Annotated in this window: 23 protein-coding genes; 17 read left to right on the plus strand and 6 right to left on the minus strand. The window is 31.8% G+C overall.

The features are described from left to right. Positions 1-161 precede the first annotated feature (161 nt). The 6 genes from ACKI32_RS03770 to pyrI all read left to right on the plus strand — a co-directional run bounded on the left by ACKI32_RS03770 (position 162) and on the right by pyrI (position 3,875). The gene (locus tag ACKI32_RS03770) at positions 162-452 is read left to right on the plus strand and encodes a hypothetical protein (protein ID WP_407413640.1); all 291 of its coding nucleotides are present in this window, start codon (positions 162-164) and stop codon (positions 450-452) included. 178 nt (positions 453-630) lie between these two features. Continuing rightward, the gene (gene hisA, locus ACKI32_RS03775; protein ID WP_407413642.1) at positions 631-1,368 is read left to right on the plus strand and encodes a 1-(5-phosphoribosyl)-5-[(5-phosphoribosylamino)methylideneamino]imidazole-4-carboxamide isomerase; all 738 of its coding nucleotides are present in this window, start codon (positions 631-633) and stop codon (positions 1,366-1,368) included. Positions 1,369-1,372: 4 nt separating this feature from the next. Continuing rightward, a complete protein-coding gene (locus ACKI32_RS03780) occupies positions 1,373-1,837 on the plus strand; it encodes an adenylyltransferase/cytidyltransferase family protein (RefSeq protein ID WP_407413644.1) in 465 nt (154 codons plus the stop codon). A 13-nt stretch (positions 1,838-1,850) separates the two neighbouring features. After that, complete coding sequence (gene argC / locus ACKI32_RS03785; protein ID WP_407413646.1) at positions 1,851-2,873, plus strand: N-acetyl-gamma-glutamyl-phosphate reductase; 1,023 nt, start codon at positions 1,851-1,853, stop codon at positions 2,871-2,873. Between the two features lie 21 nt (positions 2,874-2,894). Next, positions 2,895-3,383, plus strand: coding sequence for a flavodoxin family protein (locus tag ACKI32_RS03790; protein WP_407413648.1), 489 nt, complete (start codon positions 2,895-2,897; stop codon positions 3,381-3,383). A 12-nt stretch (positions 3,384-3,395) separates the two neighbouring features. Continuing rightward, positions 3,396-3,875 carry an aspartate carbamoyltransferase regulatory subunit gene (pyrI, locus tag ACKI32_RS03795; protein WP_407413650.1) on the plus strand — a complete coding sequence of 160 codons (480 nt, stop codon included), beginning with the start codon at positions 3,396-3,398 and terminating at the stop codon, positions 3,873-3,875. A 4-nt stretch (positions 3,876-3,879) separates the two neighbouring features. Here pyrI and ACKI32_RS03800 read toward each other — a convergent pair whose 3' ends face one another. After that, a complete protein-coding gene (locus tag ACKI32_RS03800; protein WP_407413652.1) occupies positions 3,880-5,088 on the minus strand; it encodes a GMC family oxidoreductase N-terminal domain-containing protein in 1,209 nt (402 codons plus the stop codon). A gap of 120 nt (positions 5,089-5,208) precedes the next feature. Between ACKI32_RS03800 and ACKI32_RS03805 the strand changes: the two genes are divergently transcribed. The 5 genes from ACKI32_RS03805 to ACKI32_RS03825 all read left to right on the plus strand — a co-directional run bounded on the left by ACKI32_RS03805 (position 5,209) and on the right by ACKI32_RS03825 (position 9,803). Continuing rightward, on the plus strand, positions 5,209-6,579 hold the full coding sequence (locus ACKI32_RS03805; protein ID WP_407413654.1) for a TldD/PmbA family protein: 1,371 nt from the start codon (positions 5,209-5,211) through the stop codon (positions 6,577-6,579). After that, the gene (locus ACKI32_RS03810) at positions 6,579-7,136 is read left to right on the plus strand and encodes a TIGR00296 family protein (RefSeq protein WP_407413734.1); all 558 of its coding nucleotides are present in this window, start codon (positions 6,579-6,581) and stop codon (positions 7,134-7,136) included. Before ACKI32_RS03805 ends, ACKI32_RS03810 begins: the two co-directional genes overlap by 1 nt. An 8-nt stretch (positions 7,137-7,144) precedes the next feature. After that, positions 7,145-8,170: an NOG1 family protein gene (locus ACKI32_RS03815; protein WP_407413656.1), complete on the plus strand. Its 1,026-nt coding sequence runs from the start codon at positions 7,145-7,147 to the stop codon at positions 8,168-8,170. Positions 8,171-8,504: 334 nt separating this feature from the next. After that, entirely contained in the window at positions 8,505-8,930 is a 426-nt protein-coding gene (locus tag ACKI32_RS03820) for a hypothetical protein (protein ID WP_407413658.1), read from the plus strand. A gap of 174 nt (positions 8,931-9,104) precedes the next feature. Then, positions 9,105-9,803, plus strand: a complete 699-nt coding sequence (locus tag ACKI32_RS03825; protein WP_407413660.1) for a DUF4013 domain-containing protein — start codon at positions 9,105-9,107, stop codon at positions 9,801-9,803. Between the two features lie 336 nt (positions 9,804-10,139). Here ACKI32_RS03825 and ACKI32_RS03830 read toward each other — a convergent pair whose 3' ends face one another. Together ACKI32_RS03830 and ACKI32_RS03835 are read right to left on the minus strand one after the other, a co-directional pair. After that, on the minus strand, positions 10,140-10,592 hold the full coding sequence (locus ACKI32_RS03830; protein ID WP_407413662.1) for a hypothetical protein: 453 nt from the start codon (positions 10,590-10,592) through the stop codon (positions 10,140-10,142). Positions 10,593-10,967: 375 nt separating this feature from the next. Next, positions 10,968-12,527, minus strand: a complete 1,560-nt coding sequence (locus tag ACKI32_RS03835) for an oligosaccharide flippase family protein (protein ID WP_407413664.1) — start codon at positions 12,525-12,527, stop codon at positions 10,968-10,970. Positions 12,528-12,617: 90 nt separating this feature from the next. Between ACKI32_RS03835 and ACKI32_RS03840 the strand changes: the two genes are divergently transcribed. From ACKI32_RS03840 to ACKI32_RS03850, 3 genes are all read left to right on the plus strand, one after another. Then, complete coding sequence (locus tag ACKI32_RS03840; RefSeq protein ID WP_407413666.1) at positions 12,618-13,718, plus strand: oligosaccharide repeat unit polymerase family protein; 1,101 nt, start codon at positions 12,618-12,620, stop codon at positions 13,716-13,718. Then, the gene (locus tag ACKI32_RS03845) at positions 13,715-14,785 is read left to right on the plus strand and encodes a hypothetical protein (protein ID WP_407413668.1); all 1,071 of its coding nucleotides are present in this window, start codon (positions 13,715-13,717) and stop codon (positions 14,783-14,785) included. Before ACKI32_RS03840 ends, ACKI32_RS03845 begins: the two co-directional genes overlap by 4 nt. A gap of 680 nt (positions 14,786-15,465) precedes the next feature. Then, positions 15,466-16,344, plus strand: coding sequence for an alpha/beta hydrolase (locus ACKI32_RS03850; protein WP_407413670.1), 879 nt, complete (start codon positions 15,466-15,468; stop codon positions 16,342-16,344). A 331-nt stretch (positions 16,345-16,675) separates the two neighbouring features. On the opposite strand, the gene ACKI32_RS03855 is transcribed toward ACKI32_RS03850, so the two are convergent. Further along, the gene (locus ACKI32_RS03855) at positions 16,676-17,092 is read right to left on the minus strand and encodes a type II CAAX prenyl endopeptidase Rce1 family protein (protein ID WP_407413672.1); all 417 of its coding nucleotides are present in this window, start codon (positions 17,090-17,092) and stop codon (positions 16,676-16,678) included. On the opposite strand from ACKI32_RS03855, the gene ACKI32_RS03860 reads away from it, so the two are divergent. Both ACKI32_RS03860 and ACKI32_RS03865 read left to right on the plus strand, forming a co-directional pair. Further along, positions 17,091-17,321, plus strand: a complete 231-nt coding sequence (locus ACKI32_RS03860) for a hypothetical protein (protein WP_407413674.1) — start codon at positions 17,091-17,093, stop codon at positions 17,319-17,321. The genes ACKI32_RS03855 and ACKI32_RS03860 overlap by 2 nt on opposite strands. Before the next feature lie 407 nt (positions 17,322-17,728). Continuing rightward, complete coding sequence (locus ACKI32_RS03865; RefSeq protein ID WP_407413676.1) at positions 17,729-18,289, plus strand: Hsp20/alpha crystallin family protein; 561 nt, start codon at positions 17,729-17,731, stop codon at positions 18,287-18,289. A gap of 37 nt (positions 18,290-18,326) precedes the next feature. Here ACKI32_RS03865 and ACKI32_RS03870 read toward each other — a convergent pair whose 3' ends face one another. Further along, entirely contained in the window at positions 18,327-19,337 is a 1,011-nt protein-coding gene (locus tag ACKI32_RS03870; RefSeq protein WP_407413678.1) for an SIS domain-containing protein, read from the minus strand. Between the two features lie 90 nt (positions 19,338-19,427). Here ACKI32_RS03870 and ACKI32_RS03875 point away from each other — a divergent pair, with 90 nt between their 5' ends. Continuing rightward, positions 19,428-20,054, plus strand: a complete 627-nt coding sequence (locus ACKI32_RS03875) for a DUF447 domain-containing protein (RefSeq protein WP_407413680.1) — start codon at positions 19,428-19,430, stop codon at positions 20,052-20,054. On the opposite strand, the gene ade is transcribed toward ACKI32_RS03875, so the two are convergent. Continuing rightward, positions 20,051-21,766: an adenine deaminase gene (gene ade / locus ACKI32_RS03880; protein ID WP_407413682.1), complete on the minus strand. Its 1,716-nt coding sequence runs from the start codon at positions 21,764-21,766 to the stop codon at positions 20,051-20,053. The genes ACKI32_RS03875 and ade overlap by 4 nt on opposite strands. Positions 21,767-21,768 lie beyond the last annotated feature (2 nt).

The following is a 21,768-nucleotide window of genomic DNA, read 5'->3' on the forward strand; positions in this document are numbered from 1 at the left end:
TAGGAAAATGAAATATAAAAAACTCACTAAACTGATTAGATATATCTGATTGACATTTCTATTTTAATCAAAAATCCAACAGACTCCATTACCATTAGAAAATAATTTAAATAAATACTAAACATATATTATAATAACTATTAACTTTCAGAGGTTCAAACATGGAAAAAATGGAAATTGAATTAACAGAGGAACAATTGAAAAAGGTTGAAATTTTAAAATCTGAAAACATAAGTATCGGAGATGCAATTGACCTTCTTTTTGAAGTTAAAGAAGAAATTTCAAACCAAATCGAAGATAAAGATTTGATTGAAAAAATGAATGAAGCTGGTTTTGATTTAAGTAACAAAACAGAAAACTTGAAGAAAAATTTCGGTGATGCAGAAACCTACGACAGAACCGCCCACGATGCCAAACATGGACTAAAATGGTCCAAATTTTTCAAATTCTAAAATTTTACTAAAGTGATTTAATTATCACTTTATTATTTAAACCAATACTTTTTTTAAATCAACCCATTAAAATAAGTTAATTTTAATAATTAAAATAATATCGCCCTCATCAAACAATACATATAAAACATTTCAAAACAAAAATTATATTATAATAAATTCTACAGGAAAAATGTAAATGTCATTTAAAAAAGATGAAATGTTAATAATGCCCGCTGTTGACATTAAGAATGGAAAATGTGTGCAACTTGTCCAAGGAGAACCAGGAAGCGAAATGGTTGAAATAGAAAATCCTGAGCTTGTTGCAAAACACTGGGAGGATTTAGGAGCAAAGAACATCCATGTTATTGATCTTGATGGAACAATAAATGGAGTTGCTAGCTTTGATATTATTAAAAAAATTTTAAATGAAGTTTCTGTTCCAATTCAACTTGGTGGTGGAATCAGAAGTGTCGAATATGCAAAACAGCTTCTAGATTTAGACATTAAAAGAATAATTATTGGAACTATGGGAATACAGCACCCAGAGACCATTACACAACTTTCAGATGAATATGGTTCAGACAGAATCATGATTTCACTCGACAGTAAATACAATAAAGTCGTGATTAAAGGCTGGCAGGAAAAAATAGATAAAAGCCCAGTAGAACTTTCAAAAGAGTTTAAAGAACATGGTGCAGGAAGCATTTTATTTACAAATGTTGATGTGGAAGGTCTTTTAGGTGGTTTTTACACTGAACCTGTAGAAGAGTTAAAAAAATCTGTTGACATTCCAATAGTCTATTCTGGCGGAATTACAACAATTGATGACATTGTAAAATTAAACAAAAGTGGTGTGGAAGGAGTTGTAATTGGTTCTGCACTATATAAAGATAAAATTGATTTAACTGAAGCTTTAAAATACCAAAAGAGGTAATTGAATGAAAAAAATAATGGCAAGCGGAACATTTGATTTATTACATCCAGGTCATGGAGTTTACCTTCAGGAAGCAAAAAACCTTGGTGGATATAATTCTAAACTATATGTGGTTGTAGCACGTGACTCAACAGTTGAAAAAAGGAAAAGAGTGCCAATTGTCGGTGAAAACCAACGTTTAGAATTAATCAAGATGTTAAAACCCGTTGATGAAGCTTATCTTGGTAACGAAGATGGGGACATATTTAAAATTGTAAAAGAAATTGACCCCGATATTATAGCTATTGGACCTGATCAAACCCACAATGTTGAAAAACTACAAAAGGCCGTTGATAAGAGAGGTTTAAAAGCACGTGTACAACGTGTTAAGGTTTATCATAAAGATGAACTTGACAGCAGCTGTAAAATTATTAAAAAGATTAAAAATACTGACTTTGAAGGAAAAATATTAGATAACTGTGAAGATTAAGGAGATTATTAAAATGTTTAATGTAGCAATTATAGGAGCAAGCGGATATACTGGTGGAGAGCTTTTGAGAATGCTTTTAAACCATCCAAAAGTAGAAATTACCGACATTACATCAAGACAATACGATGGAATCCCAGCACACAAAATCCATCCACACATAAGAGATTCTGGACTTGTCTTTAAAAACAAAAGTCCTGCTGATTTAGATGCAGATGTCGTATTTACTGCAACCCCACACGGAGCATCAATGAAAATCGTTCCAGAAATATTGGATACTGGTGCTAAAGTAGTTGATTTAAGTGGAGATTACAGATACAGAGATACAGCGGTTTATGAAAAATGGTATGGAATGGAACATACTGATAAAGAAAATAAAGGAGCATTTGGACTTCCTGAATTATACAGAGATGAGATTAAAAAAGCAAATCTTGTTGCAAATCCTGGATGTTTCCCAACAGGTGCAATCCTATCATCATACCCACTAGTTAAAAATGATTTGGTTGACAGAATTATCATTGATTCGAAAACTGGAGTTAGTGGAGCCGGTGTGAATCCATCAACTACCACACATTACCCTAATATTGCAGACAATGTAAATCCATATAAAATATCATCACACAGACATATGTCTGAGATTCAACAAGAGTTAAAAGGATTTGAAGGTGTTAAAGTATCATTTACACCCCATTTAGTTCCAGTCAACAGAGGAATTCAAACTACAAGTCATAGCTTTTTAAATGATGAAAACCTAGATATAACTCCAGACGAAATTAGAAAATTATACGAAAAAGAATATGGTGGAGAATACTTTATCAAACTTATGGATGAAGGAGAAATACCTCACTTAAGTGCTGTTAGAGGGTCCAACTTTGTACATATTGGTGGATTTGAAATTGACGAAACTGGAAGACTTGTAATGCTTTCAGCAATTGATAACCTTGTTAAAGGTGCATCAGGTCAAGCTATCCAAAATACGAACATATTGCTTGGATTAGATGAGAGCACTGGATTAACACACTTCGGTCTTCATCCTTAACATCAAAGAGGAGATTATAAAATGAAAAGAATAATAGTTTATTATTCTCAAGGGGGAAAAACAGATTTAGTTGCTAAAACATTGGCTAAAAACTTAAATGCAGATTTAGTTAGAATTCATGATTTAAAAAATCGTGAAGGATTTAAAAATAAAATATTGTCCTCAATCAATGCATTTAGAGAAGTTAAAACCGATATTGTTCCTGCAAGAGTAGATTTGAGTGCGTATGATACAGTTTACTTTGGAACACCAACCTGGGCGGGAAATCCAACACCTGCAATTTTAACTATAATTGACAGGTGTGATTTGAGAGCTAAAGATGTTGTTTTATTTGCTACAATGGATGCGAAAAATGGTGAAAGCAATATTGAAAGGCTTGAAGAAAAAGTTAAAATTCGTGGAGCTAGAATTGTGGAAAGTTTTACAATCACCACTAAGGATAAAAGCCCTGAAAAATTAGTTAGTGATACAGAGGCAATTATTGATACAAAAGTTTTGAAAATGTACTAACAGGTAGATTAAATGGCTAAAGACAAAAAATATGAACTCAAAATTAAAGCAATTGAAAACGGTACAGTAATAGACCATATTACTGCAAACAAAGCACTGCATATCTTAAAGATTTTAGATCTTCCAGATGATGAAACCAAAAATGTTACCGTTGCTATGAACGTTTCATCTAGCGAAATTGGCAGGAAAGACATAGTGAAAATTGAAAATAGGGAATTGGACCATAAAGAGCTTAATCAAGTTGCATTAATTGCTCCGAAAGCTACAATTAATATTATTAGGAACTTTGAACCTATTAAAAAAGACAAAATTATTCTCCCCGATAAAATCACATCAATTATCAAGTGCACTAATCCAAAATGTATTACAAATTATGAAAGTGAACCTATCACACCCACTTTTAATGTGATTAACAAATACCCCCCAGTAGTTAGGTGCCACTACTGTGAAAAATTAATAAAAACAGAAGATATCGATGAACAATTCGAATAATCTTCTATTTATTTATCAAATAATCTGCTAATCTTTTTGCTAATGCAAGTATTGTTAATATTGGTGGTTTTCCAGGAGATATTGGCAATACACTTGCATCACAAACATACAGATTAGATATTTCTGTTTGTAAATTAGAATCAACTATTTTTCCAATTGGAGCTGTTCCACCAGGATGTGCTCCCCTATAAACTGTTGAACCGATTGTTGTTGGGTCAACACCTGCTTTTTCAAGAATAAAACCTGCAGTAGCAGTCCCTTCAGCCAAATATCTGATGTCATTTATCGTATTTATCTTAACAACATCCCCATTATCATCAACATAACCTTTACATTCATCAGCTGTTTTAACCATGATAGATAAAATATCACTATCAGTTACTCCACCATAAGGAATATTTGCTTTAATGAATGATGAAAAATGAGGAGATAATACAAAGTTTTTACCTATCACCAAACCAGCCATTTGAACTTCTGTGTTGAAATTAATGTCTTTTATATAACCTCCAACACTTACAAACGGATCAAAGAATATTTCACGACCGGCTTCACTAATTCCAGACTTTCTTAAAATCAATGTTGAACCGATTGCACCAGCTGATAAAATTACTAAATCATCCTCAATTATTTCTTCTTTATCCTCCTTGATGAGTTTTACACCACAAACTTTGCCGTTTTCTTTTAAAACTTCTGTCACTTCTGCTTCACAGATTAATGTTGCCCCATTTTCAACTGCTTCATCGACAAAGTCCTTACCAGACCATTTTGCATCTGCAGGACATCCAAATGCACACATCCCGCATTGAATACACTCTTTTTCTAGGATTGCCTTTGGCATTTTTAAAGTTTCAAGGCCAAGTTCATGACCTGCATCCAAAAATAATTGAGTTCCCTTACCGATATGTGAATCATCCAATTGGTGAACGCCAACCAGTTTTTCAACATATTCATAGGCTTCAGTTAAGTCAACATCATAATCATGTAATTCACTATCTAGTGCCCTCACCATATTTGACATGGACACCAATGTTGCACCACCAATACAGGTGGTTGTAAGTAAATCGACATCTTCAGAGTATTTATCATAATAGTTAAATGCATCTTTTGATTTTATATATGGTCCTTTTTCAATAATGATTATGGGAATATTTTCCTTTGCAAGTTCACGAGCCAATATCCCTCCACCAGCACCAGTTCCAACAATAACAACCATTTCATCACCAAATTTTTAATTAATATGTCAATTGTTATATTGCCATTACTACTATAAAAAAACTTTTATTTAATATGTTTCATAAAAGTAATATTAATATTAATGTTTTTGAGTGATACAATGGAAGAATATATTGACTTATTCGATAAAGTTATTGCAAAAACCAGCCAAAATGTAGATTACATCGACATCAGATATGGAAGAGGAGAAAACACTTCCATATTAATGAAAGATGGAAATGTCGATGAGATTAACACTGGAATGAGCTTAGGAGCAAGAATAAGAGTGTTAAATAATGGAGCTTGGGGTTTTGCATATACAACAGACTTATCTAAAATTAATGAAATTACTGAAACAGCTATCAAATTATCAAATTCACTAAAAGGAGACGTAACTTTAAGTGAAAGTGATATTATCAAAGATAAAATTGCAGTTGACGTGAAAATACAATTTAAAGATGTGTCAATTGAAGAAAAAAAAGACATCATGAAAATTGCCAATGATGCAGCCACAATCGATAAGGTAAACAGCACAACAACCAGTTATGTTGACAGTGAAGTTGATGAATTGTTTATGAACAGTGAAGGCAGTGAAATTGAAGTAAAAACCAGCAGAGTTAGAATGGCTTTAAATGCATCTGCAACCGATGGTGAAATAATCCAATTTGGTCATGGAAGTCTTGGAGGAGTTAAAGGATTTGAACTTATTCAAAATGCAGACATTGAAGATTTTGGAAGAAAAATAGGTGAAAAAGCTGTAAGACTGCTTGATGCAAAACCTGCCCCTTCAGGCCAATTTCCAGTAATAGCAGACCCAGAACTTACAGGAGTATTAATCCATGAAGCATTGGGCCATGCTGTTGAAGGTGATTTGATATTACAGAACGATTCAATCCTAAAAGATAAGATTGGCACACAAATTGCATCAGAAATCGTGAATATCTTTGATGATGCAAGTCTAAGAGAAGGCTTCGGATATTATCCATATGATGTTGAAGGTGTTAAAACCAAACCAAATCAGTTAGTCAAAGACGGTAAACTAATTTCACTTTTAAATTCCAGAGAAACAGCATCAAAATTAAATATGAAATCATCTGGAAATGCCAGATCAATAATATCTGACCAACCAATCGTCAGGATGAGCAATACTTATCTACAACCTGGTGAGAATACATTTGAGGAATTGTTTGAGGGCATTCCTAATGGAATTTATCTTAAAGGTTCAAGAGGAGGTCAAGTTGACACTGGCAAAGGTATTTTCCAGTTTAACGCCGCTGAAGGATACATTATTGAAAATGGTGAGATAACAACACCTGTAAGAGACGTTTCCCTTTCAGGAAATATTCTAGAAACACTTAAAAACATTGATGCTATTGGAAATGATTTTAAATTAAGCGTTGGATTTTGTGGAAAAGACGGCCAAACTGCTCCAGTTGGTGACGGTGGACCTCACACAAGAATTCAAAATGCATTAGTTGGAGGTATGGGATGATGATAAGCGATAGAGCTGGAAATTACTTAGTCAAAATAGCTAAAGATTCTATTAAATATTATTTAGAAAATGGAAAAAAACTCGAAAAGCCTGCTGATTATCCAATCGAATTAGATGAAAATCTAGGTGTCTTTGTAACTTTAAACAAAAATTTTAGACTTAGAGGATGCATTGGATATCCAGAGCCAATTATGCCTGCAATTGATGCAACAATGGAAGCTGCTGTTTCAGCTGCCGTGAACGATCCAAGATTTCCCGAAGTCAGTATAATTGAATTTGATGATTTGGATTTTGAAGTTACTGTTTTAACCAAGCCAGAAATGATTGTGGTGGCACATCCAAATCAATACTTTGATGAAATAGAAATTGGCCGTGACGGATTAATAATCCAGAAAGGATTTGCAAAAGGACTATTGCTTCCACAAGTAGCTACAGAAAATAAATTTGATACAGAAGAATTTTTAGAACAAACATGTATGAAAGCAGGAATTAGTGCAGACAGTTGGATGGATGAAAGCTGTGACGTGTACAAATTCCAAGGACAAATTTTTAAATAGTGATAACAATGATGATTCCAACAATACCTACTCCCGAAGAATTGCTTGACAAGGGATTCAGCAGAGGTAAAAAACAAGCCGACTTAATAAGAAGTCAAAAAATGCCAAAACACTTGAAAGGTAAAAGAATTGAAGAAAGAAGAGTAGTTACCTCATGTCAAGTTATTAAAGATAAATTAAAATCAATCTTAGACGCAGTTCCAGAAATTGAAAGCCTACACCCTTTTTATCAGGATTACATCGACATTACCGTTGGCGTGGATGATATGAAACAAGCATTAGGAGCACTTAACTGGGCTTATGGAATTATAACCCAACTTGAAAAGGAATATGGTGCAAAAATTAGGAAAAATCCGTCTGAAAAAGCAACTTCAATCCAAAAACAAGCTTACGGAAGAATAGCTTCCGTTGTAAACAAAATCAAAAAGGATTTGGATTTCCTAGACTTTGCAAAACAGAACCTGAGGAATATGCCGACAATCGATTTTGATGCAAAGACAATAGTAATTGCAGGTTTTCCAAATGTGGGAAAATCAACATTACTTCGCCAAATTTCAGGAGCAGATCCCCAAGTTGCAAACTACCCATTTACAACCAAAGGTATTCAGATAGGCCACGTCGAAAGACATTGGCAAAGCGTACAAATCATTGATACTCCAGGACTTCTAGACAGACCAGTTCTAGAGATGAATGACATTGAAATGAATGCAATTGTAGCTTTAGAACACCTGGCAGATGCAATACTGTTTATTTTTGATGCTTCAGAAACCTGCGGATTCCACTTGGACAATCAATACAATCTATTAAAGCAAATTGAAAAGATTTTTTCTGAAATTCCAGTTTTCTATCTATTCAACAAAATGGATCTTATTGAAGATAAAGAATACCTCAACGAATATATAGATAATCCTGAAAATTCTATTTTCATATCTGCCATTGAAGGAGAAGGTGTTGATGAAATCAATAAGGTTATTGACACAATAAATAAAATAGACAGGACTATTGAAGAAGAAGACGATGATGATTATTACTAGATGACTTGAATATTCAAAGCCCATCTATTTTTTATTTAATTTTTCAATTTCAACAGTCCAATCTTCAATTTTTGACTCTAAACTAAGCCAGTTAGCCTTGCTAATTCTGGACACCTACACGGATTAGATTACTGCAGTAATTGTGCAAATATACGATTAAAGTAGGATTTAAAAACACTGCATATTATGAAACCACCACTTTAACTAAAAAAATTGCTGTGATTAAATGAAGAAACTACCTTTGTTTCTTCATTACCCTATGTTTTTTATTTAAATAGCCATTACTATCTTAGACTACATTAAACTTAAATATTCATAAAAAGAATATATTACCATGACTTTCATGAACAATACTGCAAACATAAAACAGTTCCAATTGATTAAATTCATAAATGAAAATTGCAATGATGACCACGTGATATCAAAAATTTCAATTGTTCTTCGCCGAGACAAAATAGAGGCACCCTATTATATTATTACTAAAATCAGACTATCTTCATGTATTGACAAGCCAGATAATGGAGTTATTCATGCAATGGATATTTTAAATCATGTTAGAAGACATAATTTAACTGAAAATACCTATAATGAAATTAAATCATTAATTATGGATAGTGATTATGAACCCGAGCTGGTACAAATCTCTAAAAAGGATGATAATTTGAAAATGGTTTTAATGTCTAGAAATGATAATGAATTCATTGCCCTTTTTAAAAATTATCATGAACTGTTTGACAAAATAGATAATTTGGTTGATTAGAAATTTATCTTCTTTATTGTTGTAAAATTAATCATCAATCAAAACATATGTTAATCATCAACTAGCAAATATGTTAAATCGAATGTTATCAAGGTAAATATTCAAAACATTAACAATAATCTTTTATTTCAGAAGGAACATATTTTCTTAGTAGAATAATAATTAGGGAATTATATGAAATTATTTGTTGGCCATATTAAAGAATCTATAGATTATGCATTAAGCGATATACTTGGACTTGTAATAATCAGTAGTTTAGTAAGTATTGCTTGTTTTATTAACAAAAATAGTTTATCTGATCCGATTTTGAAGGTAATAAATATATTTCTGCTTATCGTTGTAGGATATGGTTCATATGTATCCTGGTATGCCCTTAAAGGTCGGGACGAACATCCTCGATTTAAAAATAATATGAGAAGACTTGTTTGGGAGGGCTTTAAGAAATCTGTTATTGTATTTATCTATTCCGGATTCTTATGGTTACTGGCTCGTCTGGCAAAACAGAATTATGCTGATGGAAACTTGATATTTACCGTGTGTTTTATTATTTTATTTGTTTTACTATATTTATGTTTAATCGCAGGATTATTAAACAGATATCTGCATAAAAGAAAATTTATAGAGGCTTTTAATCTCCTTGAAATCATTGAACTGATAAAAATATTCGATACTCAATCTTTTATAAAGGTAATTATTGCGGTTATGATTTCACAAGCATTTGCGGCTTCAGTTGTTATCCCATTCAGTCAGGGTTTTAGTCTAATTGACATTATTTATTCAATTGCAACATTCTTTTTAGCACCATTTTTATATATTGCCACAAAAAGGTTCATTGCATTAAATGTGTATGACTTATTGGAAAAACAATCTTGAATATCCTGATCATATGATAAATTTAATTTTGAAAAAGCCCCTCCTCCATATGAAGCTATTGTGGTTTCAAGAAGAGTGAATCCGAATGCTGCTAAAGCAAAAATAATCATTTAATCAAATTTTGATTGGAATTGTGATTTCAAAGAAAAAAAAACCCCTGCAGAAAATTTCATTAATTCCTCAATTAAACCAAACATAATAAATGCTTTTAAAAATGGGGTTTTAGTTTTTTCATCCATCCATTTTCTGTTGTAGTTTGAAGCGAAACTTTTCTTTTAATATTCAAAACTTCAATTCCAAAAAAAATAAAAAAAGAATTAAATAAGAAAGACTTATTTAATTAATTGAGTTTAAAATTGTTGTTACTGGATTGTCAGCTCCTTCAGGAGGAGTTTCACTTGACGGGATTGTATATGTTACAACACATTGGTCCTCTCCAGCAGGAATAATATATGCCATAATTGTATATCCATCTGATTCATAATTTTGTTGTTGGACTTCTTTACCGTCAGCATTATATGTTTCTTCACCAATGAATGTGTAGCCTTGGCTTTCAAGGTAAGTTTTTGCATCTTCACTATCTTTGACTGCTTCCGGAATCATTACTCCAATAGCATGATCATCATCTTGAGATAAAAAAACCACATTATCTGTTGAATTTACCACCTGGAATCCATCCGGAATTGTAAATTCATAATCTCCAATAGATATGTCTTCAGCAACAACAATGCCCATTCCTAAAACAACTAGCACGATTGCTACTACTAAAACTATTTTATTAAAATTCATTATATATCCTCCATCAATTAGTTTATTAAAACACCTATATATGCATAACGAATGAGATTTAGTGCATAAAATTTTTAAAATCATGAAAAAGGCCATTAAACATTAACACCAATGAATAGCTATTTGAAATTCAATTTTTAAACCCATTGCAACTGAATAAAGAACAATCAATATGAAAAACCAAAAATTAAAAAATTTACTTTTTAGTAACTTTCAGTAAATGTAATAAAAACATCATATACTAACAAATACTTAATACATCCATACTCCGCTCGAAATTCATCTGAAAACTGTTAGCAAATTCACCTATCCGAATAATAACACTATCGAAGAACCAACAATGTGTTCTAATGTCATTCAGTAAATAATATTTTATTACTTATCTATTTTACATATTAGTTCCTTTTTTTCAATATATTTAACTATTTTAGGAGTATATTTTTTTAGTATAGGGATTTTGTTCATATACTGACTAAAAAAGTTTATATCACGTTTTGTTAAAACTTTTAACCTAATTAATGATACAATATAGATGGAACTGCCAATTATAATTCCTATGATTAAACCGGTTAATGTTTTAGGAATTAAATAACAAACGACCATTAAAATTAAATTGCAAATTAATACCTGCAATATATTTTTCCAAGGAATTGATATTTTGGTAGTTCTAATTACCAATATCATTATTATAATCATTAATATGGCTGTGGTTATTGTTGTAGCTATGGCAGCACCTATAATACCCATTATTTTAACAAAAGCCGCATTCAATACAATATTCATTACAGTACCCAAAAGCAGTATATACATTGGCAATCTAGGGTTTCCAGTACCTTGAAGTATGCTGCTACTAATCATATATACGCTATAAAAAGACATTCCTATTACCAAGATACTTAAAACTCCCGAACCTGGAGTATAAACATTTCCAAACAGTAATTGAATAAGAGGCATGCTAAACATACTTATAATGACACACATTGGAATAACTGTAAGAATGCAATATCTTAAACAGTCTACAACATATTCTTGCAATAATTTTTGATTTTTTAAAACATAAGCCTCTGCTGTTGCAGGAAGCAACACTGTTGAAATTGATAGTGAAATAACTAAAGGAATTCTTGAAATAGGATCAGCAGCATTATAAAACCCTACATCCCTAGATAACATAAAAATACCTATAACTAATGTGCCAACATCATAAATGGCCATTTCAGATAATGCAGTAATAGCTACAGGTACTGCAAAACAAATTAACATCCACAATAAGTTTAATTCTTCTTTAAAACTTAAATCTAATGAATCTTGCGAATAGAACATTGGGCTAATATATTTTTTATATAATAATACTGCAGTTATAGCCGAAACTATGAAACCAAATGCTCCCCCCAATACGGCCCCCATAGCATATAATCCACAATAAACAAACACAACAGCAAAAACAATTGTTGCCAACTGTTCGGCCATCCTATTAACTACCGTATATTCATTTTTATAAACTCCTTGAAATGCACCTCTCATAGCTCCTACAATTACACTAAAAGGAGTTATTAGACTAACAGCTCTTAATGGCCACACGACTAGAGGTTTATGAAATATCTCATTTGCAATAAAATCTGATGAAAATAATAGGATAATGCTTAATAATATTGCCATTAAAACCATGAACTTGGTTGCAGTATAAATAACTTGTCTGGTCAATGCTTTTTCATCTTTTGCATTATATTCTGCAACATATTTTGATATTGCTGGAGGTAATCCGCCAGCAGATAAAATTTGGAATATTCCTTGAAAAGGTAAAGTTAAACCATATAATCCGTATCCTTCCGGTCCGAGCATTCTACTCATTAATAGCCTATTAATGTAACCTCCTACTCTAAAAAGTAAGTTGCCCATTACTAAAATGAAACTATTCTTAAGTACCTTATTAGACATATTCTTCACTTAATTTAATATATTATTAAAATAAAATGTATTATATAACTTTATTAAAACATAATTATAACTATTTTATGGTAGATGTCTATGGATTATAAAAAGCATGATATTTTTTCACCAATGGTATTTGTTCTATTGGTTATTATTTATCTAATATTTTCAGAAATATCCTTTTATTATCTTTTAAATGAGTTAATTGGTGTTGATCTCTACACCATTGGAGTAATATTCTTAGGAATTGTATTTTATATAATAGGTATGGCATTATCAAATTATTTTCTCAAGAATAAGGAACTTACCATAAATACTGAAAAAATAGATAAAATTTTCTCCGAACGTTTAGTTTTATCATTGGTAATAATTGGAATATTGCTTCAAATAGTAAATTTAATCTACTTGGGAGGAATTCCTCTATTTAGTGGCCATCTTAAAGCACATGCCGCAACAAGGATATGGCTATTAAGTTATTTAATCTTTTTGCCTTCAATTAATATCCTAATAGCAAAATATGATAACAAAAAATATTATTTATTGTTTATATTAGGTTTATTGTTGTTTATAGCTACAGGTTATAGAACAACTGCAATGGCTATTGTAATAAGTGTATTGATAACATTGTACTACACCAAGGATTTGCCTTGGAAATATTTGATATTATCCATAATTGCCATATTTATATTACTATTGGGAGTGGGTTATATTGCAGTTAAATCAATTGAATGGCAAAACTGGTCAACAACTCCAATTGAACTATTATTCTATAGGGCAGGATATACTTTACAGGTCTTAGACCATGCAGTATTTCTACAGGGCAGCACTCACGGCCAATTATTATATAATACATTGATGGGATTTTTTAAATCTTCAGATCCAAGGGTGATTGTTGGCTCAATAACATTAGGTAAAGCGCATTCAACAACTTCAACGATTTTTGGACCAGCATTGTTGGATTTTGGATTATATGCCATGATATTGCAAATGACAATCTTAGGATTTATAATGAATTTAGTTTATAAAGTACAGAGTAATGTCAAGAGTATTTTCATTGGATTGTATGCAATATTGATGGCTCATTTAATAATATGGATAGAAACAGGGCCTACTGATTTGGTCGTATTTTTATTCTATTTAATTTCACTAATCATATTAATTTATTCAGTTAACATAAAAAAGGCGGGTAATAAATGAATATCGCTGTTGTAGCAGAAACCGCTCCTGCAAAAGCCCTAATTCCAATCATTGAAAACATCGATACGAATATCTTATCCTTGACTCATAGTGAAGGGGCAATGGAATTATTGGGTCCTTATAGTAATGAAATTCTTTCGATAGGCGAAGGTCGAAGAAGCACAACAAAGAAAAGAAGCAATTTTACAATCGCCAAACTGGTTTTAAAGGACACTTTCCACACATATAATGCTTTAAAAAAACGCGATATTGATTTGACATTAACATGCGGGAATGCAGGGGATGTGCGTAAAGGAATCACAGCATCAAAAAAATTAAATATTCCCAAACTTCATATAGAACAGGACATCTATAACCCAATAGAAATGATAGCCTATGCAGATTTAATCACCGTCCCTAATAAGGTGGCCATGAAACAGCTAAAAGAGATGTACGATATTACAAATACCGTAAATATAAACGGATATCCTCTAGCAGAATATGTAAGCAGAGTTCCGATATTGGAACAGGAAAAAGTATATGAGCAATATAAGCGTGATGATTTTTATGTTCTTTTTTTAGGTGGGGATACAAGGGCTTCAGATATTCCCGAAATAATTAGGGAAGTGGAAAAAATAGATAAAACAATATTTGTCATTCCATTCAGGTTTGAAACATCCACCATAACCCCCCATATCACTAAAGACAATATTCATGTTATTGAGGGTTATGTGGATTTAATTAGTTTGATGAACGCTTCACAGGGAGTGATTTATTGCGCTGGAATGGGAGTGACAATTGAAGTTGGCGCTTTAGAAGTTCCATCAGTGAAAATTTTGGGCTTCCATACCCAGCATGCAAGCAATGATTTGGCTCAAGATTTAGGAATAAATGTTGCTTCTGCGCATGATATAAATCATGCCGTTTCTAGGATGAAAAAACCTCAAGGCAAACGTTTAATTAAAAATGGTTGTAAAGCAAGCCTTAAAGTTGCCGAATTAACTACGAATATGGACTTGTTTGACCAGAATTGTGGGGGCTTGAGTAGTTTAAGGAAAATCTGGAACCAGAGAAAACAGTACCGTTAAAATCTTAATTATCCTTTTTTTAGTTTCAATATATTTAAAACAATTTAGGATTAATAAATTATACTCCATACAAGCAATTAAAATTTATTGATTAAAATAAGTATAATCTAATTTTAAAGATTTAAAAACAAGTATTTAGAACATTGATAAAATAATTTAAGAATTCGAAAAAAAATAAAGCATCAGCCATATGAAAATCAAAGATTAAAAGTAATACTTTTCAATAACCTTTAGTAAATTTAATTGAAACCTTTATATACTAACAAAAAAGAAGTCAACGAAAAATTGTATAGTTACCTTCTTTTCCGGATTTATTTGGTCAAAGAGTTTAGTTTGGAAGTAAGTATATTTTTAAAATTTTACTTACAGAAAGTGACTAGTCAAATTTTTTAATAGTTACTCAACTATCAAAACAAATTAAGATAAATTTTTTTCATAAAACATGAATCATCAACCTTAATCATCAACCAACATGATTTTTTTATTTTTAATAAGAATGGTTTAAATCAAAAAATAAGTAATTTAAAGATTAATCATCAACTAACCATTATAATTTAAATTATAGACAATACTATACAATTTTATTGTTTAAATCGAATGTAACATAAAGAATAATATTCAAAATCATTAATTAGTTTTTTATACCATAATTGATAAAATGTTATTTGAACGGTGTCATCATGTCAAAAATGCAAAAAATTATTGAATACGGATTTAAACATACTCGCAAGGAATACATGGACGACAAGGATGCGGCGATAAAGTACCTGGAAGAGCGTTCCATAGAGGATGATGAAGCTTACAGAATACCAAAGAGGATATATCACACAAAGGTCGAAAGTAAATACCTGTTTGATTGTCAGATGATTGTTTTCAATGAGGTCGAAACCACCGAGCACACTGTCATTTATCTTCATGGAGGAGCATATGTCAATGAGATTGTGCCTCCCCACATTGTTTTTTGTGATAAGATTGCTAAAAAGACAAATGCAACAGTCTTCGCTCCGATTTATCCCCTTGCACCGAACCATACATATGAGGAGACATATAGGATTGTTGAGAATCTTTATAAATTTGCATTGGAGATAGACAAGCCAATAACAATTATAGGAGATTCAGCCGGAGGAGGATTGTCAGCAGCCTTTTGCGAATACCTGGCAAGCAACGGATTTGAACAACCAGAGCATCTGATTTTGATATCCCCATGGGTTGATGTATCCATGTCCGGCGATTATGATGATTATATGGAATGTGATCCTGCACTTGGGGTTGAGGTTCGTGAATTTGGCAAAATCTGGGCCGGTGATTTGGACATTAAGGACTACCGGATAAGTCCTCTATTTGGTGACGTATCCCAACTTCCCAAGACCACACTCTTTGTGGGAACTCATGAAATAATCTATCCGGACATCATCAAATTTTACGATAAATTGAAAAGCAGTGACATCGACGTAAAATTGTTTGTAGGTGAGGGAATGACTCATGTCTATCCGATTTACCCTTTAGTTCCCGAATCAAGGGAAGCCTTCAATCAAATCGTTGAAATAATATTGGGCTGATGATGGTCAAACCCCGTTTTGGGTTTAAATCAAATGTTATGTGGAATAATATTCAAAACATTTTTGTATTTGTATTGTGGAAGATTTAGGTTTTAATATTATGGATATTAATATTCACTTCACATTTCATTTTGTTTCCACACAAAGTCACACTTCAAAAATATTTATTATTAATGAATGCAATATTGGGCTATATAAACTTAATTTTTGAAGAAATAAATATAAAAAGAATTGTATTATGACTAATCAGAAAAATAATAATTTTTTGAAAGAATATTCCTGCTTTTAGGTCGGAGATTAGTACGATTATTTTGCATCATTCCCATCAATCTTACATGCCCAATAGGTGGATGGTAAAAAATACCATGAATTTAGAAGTAAATATAAGGTAACATAATACAAGGTTTTTGGTTTTGACATACACAAATGGCAATACTATTGAACCAAATCCTACATGCAGCAACAGGGAGCCTATTGCAAATCCATATGGTATATGAACGAGTGCAAAGAGTATCTGTGATATGATTATTGCCACCATGATGGCTGCTTTTCTACCTATTGATTTGTACAGATATGCGACTATGATAATAAATGGTATGAATTTAATCAGTTCTTCACCAGGTAATTGGATTAGAGCACATATAATCACCACTAAGGGCGAACCGTTTATTGCTTGGGGGGTCATGCTAGCTATTCCTAGTGCACCGCCGATAATATTTGCCATCATCGTAACTGTGAGCATGAGCATGAAACCGATTATCACAATTATAATGTCTCTAGGTTTAGGCATTCTGAAAATATTTGAGAGGTCATCTTTAAATACATACACTACAGCCAATAGTGGTGGAAAAGTAATGAGTATTGCCTTAAGCAATCCATTGCCTGTAGGAGGTATTAAATACGGTATTGCTGCGGCTATTAAAAAGCCAATTATTAGAATTACCACATTCCTTGCTGTAAATCTAGGGTCCTCATAGAGAAGTGGTAAATCATATTCCTTATCTTCAAACTTAAAAAAATCGGTTGTCATCTTTAACACATAATATATTTTTTGTTTTATATAACTATTATATCTAATGTGTTGAAATAACCTATGTTTCCAAGGACATCATAAAAATTGTATATTTATTTTCTACAAAAAACATTTTCAACTAATGTTAAAGTAGAATTTTATTTAATTTTAACCATTAAATTACTGCCATTACCAATATCAAGAAAATAATTCTTATATTTTATAAAATAACCTATTATTCATATTAAAAATAAAATATTAAAAGATTATTTTTTAAATAACTTTTAGTAACAAAAATAGAAAACTTTATATAGTAACAAAATGTAACTAATACATACTTATAGAAATTCATCTAAAAGGAGTGTGAAAAATATGGTAGATTCCGAAACCATTGAAACCAAAATTTCTGATAAAAAAGAAGAATTCGAAGAAAAAGTAGATGAAGGAAAAGAAAAATTAGAAGATAAAAAAGAAAAAGGTAAAAACATTGCTGACAATGTAATCAGTGATTTATACAAAACTATCGATGAAGTTAAAGATAACATTAAAAACTTACAAAAATCCGCTGATAAAAAATATACTAACTACAAAAAATCTACTGTTCAAACATTAGATATCGATTATGTAGAAACCAAAGACACATACTACATTAAAGTAGCAGTTCCTGGCGTTGAAAAAGAAGATGTCATAATTGAAGCTGGAGACAATGATATTACCATTGAAACCACATTCAAACCATACATCGAAGAATTTGCAGAAGATGACGAAGCTGAATTAATTGCTTCAAGCATCAAAGCTGGAAGATGTGTCAAAACAATCAGATTCCAAACTAGCCTTGATCTTGAAAACATCGCTGCAAAATTCTCAAACGGAGTCGTTACAATAACTATTCCAAAATTAATTATACCAAAACATAAAGTAAACGTGGAATGAACTCCCACATTTTATCCCTTTTTTATTTTAAAAAAAATTAATACCTGACCTTGCCTATGTGTCTTGTTGCACCAGGATCTTCACCATTAAAGTGAGCTAAATAATATACAAACCATTCAAGCGGAATTACAAAAATGAATGGAGATAACAATTTATCAACATCCGCATAATCTTTTAAATCATAAACTAGGGATTTGGCTTCCAAATTGTTACAAAAATCAATAGCCTTTTGTGTTATTTCATCTGATTCTAAATCAGATGTTAAAAATATTACTGGAACATCCTTTTCTACCCTTTCAATTAATCCATGCCTAAATTCAGCAGAATATTCTGGACAGGCATGTTTAATTGCTCCTTCCATAAGCATAGTCATGGCCAATTTGTAAGAAAGACCAAAGTTAGGACCACTGCCCAAACAATAGAAAATGTCGTCATCTTTAAACTCTTCGGCTAATTGTTTATTTTCATCTTCAGTTGCAATTAACAATTTTTCCAACATCTTAGGCATTTCAGCTAATTGTAATAACAATTCATCCCGTTCATCATAATCAGATGCTTTAAATAAGATTTGATATAAACAAGCAAGTTGAGTAATGTAGGTTTTTGTACCTAAGATTGCTGTTTCTCGTTCACATCTTGTAATAATTGGAGTTTTAGCTTCTTTAATCATTGAACTATCCGGCTCATTAGATATTGTTACGGCATGTATTCCAAATTCATTACATCTTCTCAAAGATGCAAGAGTATCAGCAGTTTCACCGGATTGAGAAGTAAAAATAGCTATTGAGTTTTCACCATTCACTAATTTCTTATTGTAGTAAAATTCATAACCTGTATAGACTTCAATGTTAAGATTAGTACTGGACATCCTTATTGCATCCCTAACACTATAACAAGTTGAAATAGAACTACCACAACCAATCAAATAGATTTTATCTACATCCAAAATTAAATTAGACACATCATCCATTTTCGGCATTTCACTTTCAAATGTCTTTTTAAGTGAATCCGGCTGTTCCATCATTTCGTCATACATCTTATATTTCATAGCTTAAACTCCTAAAATTCAATGAATAATATTATTATATTGAACATAAATATATAAAAATGTTTTTTAGAAAATAATTCAAATGATAATATGGAAATAGATTTAACTTTAATTGGAATGAAAAAAGGAAGTCAATACGAAACAATTATAACCACCCTTAACTCACAAAATGAACCAAATGCAGCCCCTATGGGAACATTGTGCGCTGATAAAGATAAGATATTGAATCGTATTTTTAAAGGAAGCCATACTTTAGATAACATTATTGAAAAAAGAGAGTATATTGTCAATATTACACATGACCCTGAAATATTTAGATTATCCACACTTGGAAATCTTCCGGAGAAATATTTTGGAGAAAAAAACTGCCTAAAGTGTGCTGACGCTTATTTTAAATGTGAAGTTACAAGTCTAAAGGAAGCAGTTAAACAAAGCGACCCCATCAAAAAGAAAGGTGAAGCAATCGTGATAAAATCAAAAGTCACAGAACTTGTAATAAATAATGATACAAAGGCTTTTAACCGAGGATTCGGATATGTTGTCGAATCTTTATCTAATTTTTCACGCTTTGATTTGGTAGATGAAGCTAAAAAAGAAATATATCTTAGAAACTTTAGAGAAGCAAATCGCATTGTGACAAAAATAGGCCATAAGCAAGATATAAAAGCAATGAAGGAAATAAAAAAAGAATTAATAAAAAAAGGTTATGAACCTTAATTTACAATAACATCCATAAATTCAAATGAATCCCCATCAAACAATCCTTTATCTGATAGTTTGATTGATGGAATAACCAATAATGCCATGAATGCCATTGTCATAAATGGAGAAACAAGCTGGCAATCCAAAGCTGAAGTCATTTGATGTAATACGGATAATTGCTCAGCAACATCATATGCGTCTTCATTACTCATTAATCCTGCAATAGGAAGGGCTAGAGATTCATTAAAATCTTCACTAACAACAGCAATACCTCCCTTATCTTCAATGACCCTATTTACTGCTTGAGCCATCATTTCAGAGTTATAACCAACGACAATTATATTATGAGAATCATGAGCAACAGATGAAGCAATAGCTCCTTTTTTAAGGCCAAATCCTTTAATGAATGCATTGGCAACATTATTTCCACCATAACGTTCCACAACAGCTATTTTTAAAACATCCTGGAAAATATCCGGTTGAACAATACCTTCCCTAACTGCCAATTTTGCAGTTGTTTTTTTAGTCAATAAATCACCGTCACTGCATTCGATAACATTGACTTCACATTCATCCCCCTCATAGTATATGTCAAAATCACTGGCAGATTTTTTAGAAGCATTGATTGAATTTTTGGCTTCGATTTCTGGAACATCAAATAAAACATTTTCACCATCAAATACACATTCACCACCAACATATGTCGCTAGAATATTGAAATCATGAATGCTATCTACGATTACATAATCTGCTTTTGCACCTTTTACAATAGCTCCACAATTCAAATGATAATGATATGCTGGATTGACTGTAACCATATTAATGGCTTTTAGAATATCAATTCCTAGCTCAGTTGCTTTTTTAATGGATTTATTCAAATGTCCTTCTATTAAATCATTAGGATGCTTATCATCACTGACTATGAAATCGAATAATGGGGAAAATATTCTCTTTTCAAATATGTCCCTAAAAATAATTCCCAAGGAACCCTGATCTTCCACCCGTGAAAAGGCATCATCTATATCAAAAAGGCTTTCCATATCCATGGCAGATGAACCATCCCTGACCATAATTTTCATACCTTTCATCTTTTTTTCGAATGCTTCTATAACATTACTACATTCGTGATCAGTCACTATATATTGCTCAAGGTATTTATCCAAATCTTCACAGGAAAGCAATGGTGCATGACCATCAATCGGTTTATTGTATTGTCTTGCCAATTCCAATTTTCTTAAAACTTCCTCATCGCCATTTATAACACCAGGATAATTCATCATTTCTCCCAAAGCAACAATTTCATCCTTTTGAAGCAAAAATTCAATATCTGATGAATCTATAGTGGCACCAGAAGTTTCAAATTTTGTTGCAGGCACACAGGAAGGTGCGCAAAAATAAAAATTAAATGGTACCTGTTTAGCATTTTCAATCATTGCTTCAATACCCTCAATTCCCAACACATTGGCTATTTCATGAGGATCACAAATAACTGAAGTAGTACCATGTCTTACGGCAATCTTAGCAAATTGCGCGGGTGTAATCATACTGCTCTCAATATGAATATGTGAATCAATTAAACCAGGAATCACCAATCCCCGAACATCCATCCTTGTTTTTTCATTAACAATAATTGGAGTGACTTCAGTGAATATGCCATTTTCAACTGTAATTCTTGCAGGATAAATAGAATCAGTAAGCACGTCAAGAATATAAGCTGTAAAGGACATGC

Source organism: Methanobrevibacter sp., assembly GCF_045611865.1.
GTDB lineage: Archaea > Methanobacteriota > Methanobacteria > Methanobacteriales > Methanobacteriaceae > Methanocatella.

Coding starts and splice junctions, on each gene's coding strand:
- ACKI32_RS03810 (WP_407413734.1), top strand. CDS start 6,579: ATGATAAGCGATAGAGCTGGAAATTACTTAGTCAAAATAGCTAAAGAT.
- ACKI32_RS03860 (WP_407413674.1), top strand. CDS start 17,091: ATGAAACCGATTATCACAATTATAATGTCTCTAGGTTTAGGCATTCTG.
- ACKI32_RS03825 (WP_407413660.1), top strand. CDS start 9,105: ATGAAATTATTTGTTGGCCATATTAAAGAATCTATAGATTATGCATTA.
- ACKI32_RS03870 (WP_407413678.1), bottom strand. CDS start 19,337: ATGAAATATAAGATGTATGACGAAATGATGGAACAGCCGGATTCACTT.
- argC (WP_407413646.1), top strand. CDS start 1,851: ATGTTTAATGTAGCAATTATAGGAGCAAGCGGATATACTGGTGGAGAG.
- ACKI32_RS03790 (WP_407413648.1), top strand. CDS start 2,895: ATGAAAAGAATAATAGTTTATTATTCTCAAGGGGGAAAAACAGATTTA.
- ACKI32_RS03840 (WP_407413666.1), top strand. CDS start 12,618: ATGGATTATAAAAAGCATGATATTTTTTCACCAATGGTATTTGTTCTA.
- ACKI32_RS03780 (WP_407413644.1), top strand. CDS start 1,373: ATGAAAAAAATAATGGCAAGCGGAACATTTGATTTATTACATCCAGGT.
- ACKI32_RS03820 (WP_407413658.1), top strand. CDS start 8,505: ATGACTTTCATGAACAATACTGCAAACATAAAACAGTTCCAATTGATT.
- ade (WP_407413682.1), bottom strand. CDS start 21,766: ATGTCCTTTACAGCTTATATTCTTGACGTGCTTACTGATTCTATTTAT.
- ACKI32_RS03805 (WP_407413654.1), top strand. CDS start 5,209: ATGGAAGAATATATTGACTTATTCGATAAAGTTATTGCAAAAACCAGC.
- ACKI32_RS03850 (WP_407413670.1), top strand. CDS start 15,466: ATGTCAAAAATGCAAAAAATTATTGAATACGGATTTAAACATACTCGC.
- ACKI32_RS03845 (WP_407413668.1), top strand. CDS start 13,715: ATGAATATCGCTGTTGTAGCAGAAACCGCTCCTGCAAAAGCCCTAATT.
- hisA (WP_407413642.1), top strand. CDS start 631: ATGTCATTTAAAAAAGATGAAATGTTAATAATGCCCGCTGTTGACATT.
- ACKI32_RS03770 (WP_407413640.1), top strand. CDS start 162: ATGGAAAAAATGGAAATTGAATTAACAGAGGAACAATTGAAAAAGGTT.
- ACKI32_RS03875 (WP_407413680.1), top strand. CDS start 19,428: ATGGAAATAGATTTAACTTTAATTGGAATGAAAAAAGGAAGTCAATAC.
- ACKI32_RS03855 (WP_407413672.1), bottom strand. CDS start 17,092: ATGCTCATGCTCACAGTTACGATGATGGCAAATATTATCGGCGGTGCA.
- ACKI32_RS03865 (WP_407413676.1), top strand. CDS start 17,729: ATGGTAGATTCCGAAACCATTGAAACCAAAATTTCTGATAAAAAAGAA.
- ACKI32_RS03830 (WP_407413662.1), bottom strand. CDS start 10,592: ATGAATTTTAATAAAATAGTTTTAGTAGTAGCAATCGTGCTAGTTGTT.
- ACKI32_RS03800 (WP_407413652.1), bottom strand. CDS start 5,088: ATGGTTGTTATTGTTGGAACTGGTGCTGGTGGAGGGATATTGGCTCGT.
- ACKI32_RS03835 (WP_407413664.1), bottom strand. CDS start 12,527: ATGTCTAATAAGGTACTTAAGAATAGTTTCATTTTAGTAATGGGCAAC.
- ACKI32_RS03815 (WP_407413656.1), top strand. CDS start 7,145: ATGATGATTCCAACAATACCTACTCCCGAAGAATTGCTTGACAAGGGA.
- pyrI (WP_407413650.1), top strand. CDS start 3,396: ATGGCTAAAGACAAAAAATATGAACTCAAAATTAAAGCAATTGAAAAC.